Annotated in this window: 1 protein-coding gene; it reads right to left on the bottom strand. The window is 66.3% G+C overall.

Annotated features, from left to right (window positions below):
* Nucleotides 1-45 precede the first annotated feature (45 nt).
* Nucleotides 46-4962, bottom strand: a complete 4917-nt coding sequence (locus Q2100_RS21600; RefSeq protein ID WP_302915710.1) for an ATP-binding protein — start codon at nucleotides 4960-4962, stop codon at nucleotides 46-48.
* Nucleotides 4963-4987: the final 25 nt, after the last annotated feature.

Genomic DNA, 4987 nt, shown 5'->3' on the forward strand with positions numbered 1-4987 from the left:
ACCACCGGCAGCCGCCTGAGTCGGGCGCCGGCGCGCCTTGGTGGATTACACTGCGCCCGGGGAGGAAGCAGCCTCCCCGGCTGAGTGAAGAGCATCGAGTTCTATAGTGGCGAGGTCGATTTCGTCGATATCGAACAGTATGGTCAGTCGCACCAATCCGTCGTCGCCGATCTCGGTGAGGGTCAGGTGCTCGGCGGTGATCGTCGACCCTTCCTCTGTCGTTCGGTAGGTGTCATGAGTCAGCCCCAGGCGGGGTCCTCGGAGGATGAGAGGTTTCACCTCCAACCGCCAATCGACGGGCACGACGTCGAACAGCGTGTGCGCAACCTTGGCCAGTCCTTCGCTGGTCGCCTCGTCCCGCAATCCCTTTCTCCGGTCCTCGTAACGTCCGTCCGGGGCGGCCAGGCCGAGGAAGGTGGCCCTGTCGCGGCTGTTGAATGCGTCGGCCACCCGAGTTCGGACGCGCGTCGCGGCGTTCTGGCGGCCACCCGCCGCTGAGGCGTTCAGCTCGTCGAACCGGGCCAGCGCGGTGTCCAGGTCCGCCTCGTCGAACGCCTCACAGCGGTCGAGCATGTCGCCGTCGACGGTCAGGATGACGGCGTCCCGCCACTCGCCGTTGAATCCGTCGTGAGACGTTGCCGAGACGAGCTGCGTGAAAGCCGCTCCACGGCCGCTCAACCGGTGTACGACCACGACGCGGTTGGTGACGTGGGGCGCGACGTCCCACGTGGCGCGGATGTACGCCGACTGGTCGCCGGGCGCGAAGGCCATCCCGCCCCGACGATGGTCGACATTGATCCAGTCCGGGGTCGTCGGAGGCATCTCACGAGAGTTGAACGCCGCGTTGGCCTTCACGATCGCAGACCACGTGTTCGCGTGGGATGCGGCTTCGCCGGCGAGATAACGCGCGTCGAGTTCGTCGTAAGCGGCACCGATGTCGTCGAGGTCGAAGAACGCGGTGTAGGAAATCGTCTCGTCGGCAGAGATCTCGGTCAGCGTCAAGAACTCCACGGTGATCGGCGCACCGGGCTGTTCCAAGTCGCGGGCCATTTCCCGAGTCAGCGCCAGGCGATCCCCTCGGACGGCTACCGGCTCGACCATCAAGTCCCAGCTCGCGGGTGTCTCGGACAGCAACGCAAGCGCGTAATCGCGGTCCGCGGCGCCCTCGTCGCGCAACCCTCTGCGGTGGTCTTCATAGCGTCCTTGCGCGAACGCCAGGCAGCCGTCCACATCTCGCCGGTTGTAGGCATCCGTCACCCGCAACCGCGTGCGTGTCGCCGCGTTCTCCAGTTGGGCTGCCGGTCGGCTGAGCTCGTCGAACCGGGCGAGCGCGGCGTCGAGATCCGAATCGTCGAACAGCTCGCATCGATCGATCAGGTCGCCGTCCAGCGTCGACAGACCGATCACCCGCCATTCCGCGTCGAAGCCCTGCTGCGACGTGTTGTGCCAGACGTGGGTGATGACCGCGCCGACGCTGTTCAGGCGATGAACGGCGTCGATCCTGATCCGGATGTCGGGTGTGTCGTTCAGCGTCGCCTGCAGATACGACATCAAATCTCGGGGCGCGAACGCGATCGGCCGCCGGTGATCGATGCTCACCAAATCCCGTGCCGTCACGGGAAGTTCGTGTCGGTTGACCGCAGCGAAGGCTCCTACGATGGCCGAGTAGGTCTTCGCGTGGGGCGCTGCTTCGCCGGCGAGATAACGCGCGTCGAGTTCTTCGTGAGCAGCGCTGATGTCGTCGATGTCGAAGGCGACGAACCCGGTGATCTTGTCTCTGGCACCGATCTCGACCAGATGGAGGAGTTCGGACTCGAATGCTCCAGGCCGGTCGTCGCTGCCCCAGAAGCGGGCGCGCATGAGAGCGAGGCGCTGGCCGCGGGTCGCGACGATCGTCGATGCCGCGTTCATGACGCCGATCTCGGCGGTCACCCGCGCGTGGTCGATCACAGCCTCGCGACCCGCCTGCCTTCCCCACCCCACGAGCCGGCGACGGTCGTCCGCGACGAAGTCGTCGGTCATGGTCGAGAACAGCGCCTCCCAGTCGCCAGCGAGGTAGCACGAGTTGAAGCGCTGGTACGCCCGGCTCGCCGCGTTCTCCAGATGCGATGCCGGCCGACTCAGTTCGTCGAACCGGGCGAGTGCGGCGTCGAGGTCTGACTCGTCGTAGAGCTCGGTCTGGCCGAGCATGCCGCCGCTGACGGTCAGCAGGTCGACAGCGCGCCACTCGGCGTCGAAGCCATCGTTCGTCGTGACACTTCCCGTATACGTGACGACCGCCCCGAGGCCACTCAGCCGATGCACGGTCTCGATATACCACCTGGCTTTCACAGCGAGGTCCCACATTGCCGACATGTCATCCAAGAGGTCGCCGGGCGCGAACATCGTCACCTTGCGGTGGTCCACCATCGTCCAATCCGGGGCCCTCGCCGGAACTTCGCGCCTGTTGAGGGAGGCGAATCCACCGGAAACCACCGACCACGAGTTCGCATGTGGCGCCGCTTCGCCGGCGAAATAGCGCGCATCGAGTTCTTCGTAGGCGGCGTCGATGTCACCTTCGTCGAAGACGATCCGGGCAATGATTCGGTCGTCCACATCCGTCTGGATGATGTCGAGGACATCGATGTGGAATGCGTCGGAGCGCTCGTCGATTGATGCCCGGGCCCAATTGAGAACCAGGTGCTTGCCGCGGGTCGCGACGACCCGTGAGGTCCACGTGTCGATCCCGACGTCGGCGATGCTCGAGATCTCGGCGATGATCGCATTTCGGCCCTGTTGGATCCCGGCGTTTGCGGCGTGCCGGCGATCGTCATTGGTGATTCTGTCGGCGAACATCGTGCCGATCGCACTCCAGTCACGAGTCCCGAAGTACGCCTTCAGTCGCTCGTACGCCCGGCTCGCCGAGTTCTCCAGTGCCGTTGCAGGACGGCTTAGTTCGTCAAACCGGGCGAGCGCGACGTCGAGGTCGCTTTCATTGAACAGCTCACTGCGGTCGATCAGCCCGCCGTCCATCGTCATCAGGTTGACGTCACGCCATTCGGCCTCGAAGCCGTCGCGCGACGTTCCCGTCGAAGAGTGCGTCACCACCACCCCGGAGTCACTCAGCCGGTGCACCTCGTCGATCCGGATCCTCGTTCCCGGCGAGTCATCCCACGCCGCAACTAGATACGCCGGCATCTCACCTTGCTCGAACGCGGCTCCACGGCGGTGGTCGATACTGACGCAGTCCGGAGACATAGCGGCCAATTCCCGCCGATTGAACGCCGCATACGCGTCGACAGTGCGCGACCACACCCGCGCGTGCTCCGCCGCCTCGCCGGCGAGATAGCGGGCCTCGAGTTCGGCGAATGCGGCGTCGATGTCGTCCGGATCGAACGCGACCATTGCGATGATCTTCCCGCCTCCGTCAACTTCGTTCACCGCAAGGGTTTCGGTGGCGAAGGACCCCGTGCGAACGTCGTCGCCGCGGAACGTCACCTCGCTGAGGCAGAGACACTCACCCCGCAGCGCGTATGGGGTCATCGCGATCTGGGTGACACCCAGCTCTGCGAGTTGACGAAGATTGTCGACCTCGGTGGTGGGGTCGTTGCTCTCGCGGCGCAATCCTCGCCGCCGGTCCTCGACGCACAGGTCGGCGGCGAACACGTCGGCGAGGTCATCCCACCGCTCGCCGGCAAAGAGTGCAATGATCCGTTCTCCGGCGCGACTTGCCGCGTTTCCTGGCTGCGGCCGCCGGCGTACTGTCGCCGAACGCGCATGCTGTGCATCCAGTTCGGCCAATGCAGCGTCCATGTCTTCGACGTCGAACGACACCTGCAGCGCAATCCGCTCTTCTTCGTCAAGCCCTGCGAGAAGGAGCGACTCGTCCAGCGGCGCCCCGGGGCTGGTGTCGGTGGTTCTGCACTCGAGTCGGACGAGAGCCAAATGCTCACCTCGTGTCGCAATCACTCCCCGAAGCCGGTACGAACCGTCGACTTCGAGGAATCGCCTCACCTGCCCTGGCCAGTCGCTCGACGGGAGATCCTCCTGCGTGAAGCCGATGATCTTCCTTCGGATCTCGACGATGACGTCCGGTGCGTACACCCGCCCGAACCCATCCCAGTCTTTGCGGTCGTGCGCATCTTCCAATCTTCGTAACGCTCGCACGCACCGATTGTCCGACTCCTCGGCGGTGCACTCCGACGACAGCGCCAGGACCGACGCCGACACGTCCACGCCGACGAGCTCGCGCGCGTTCGCGACCAGTGCCGCAGCGCCTTTGAGCTCGTACAGGCCGGCGGCGCGCTCAGCGGCGGCTCGCGCCTGGGCGGCATCACCTGCGGCGGCGAGCACCGTCGCCAGTGCGAGGCACGCGTCGCCGTGATCTACCAGGGCGTCGGTGCGCTCGGCGATCGCCACCGCCTCCTCGGCGATTCGCCGCGCGGCGTCATGGTCACCACCGCGCGAGCACAGCTGCGCACGTACCGTCCGCCAGGAGATCGACGCCTTCAGCGCGTGGCCGGCGAGACGCTCGCTCTCTGAGCACAATTCGTCGGCTTCGGCCTCGCGGTCGAGCGCGAGGCATGCCTTCGCCAACAGCGCCGCCGTCTCTGCGGTGTCCGCCTCCAGGCCCATGCGCCGAAATCCTTGGTAGGCCCGCCGCAGACAAACCTCAGCCGAGGCGGGCTCGCCGGCCACCAATTCGACGATGCCCGCGAACTGGTCGACCTCGAGCAACGCGTGACGCATACCGAGTTCGGTGAGTGAGCGTCTCGCGGACTCGATCAGGTGGCGGCCCGCGGACGTGCGGCCCCGGAACGCGTCCAGCACCCCCTGACACCGGATCGACGTGGCCTCCACGACCGGCGAACCCGTGGTGATGCGGAGCAGCCGCACTACGTCCAGGCACCGGCCGCCGGCCCGCGGCACCGGATTCGGCCCCCACAGCGCCGCGAGCGGTGCGCCCGCCAGCACGGCGTTCACCCGGCGGTGCTCACGGGCGCGCCTC

This window comes from Mycolicibacterium arseniciresistens, from assembly GCF_030519285.1.
GTDB lineage: Bacteria > Actinomycetota > Actinomycetes > Mycobacteriales > Mycobacteriaceae > Mycobacterium > Mycobacterium arseniciresistens.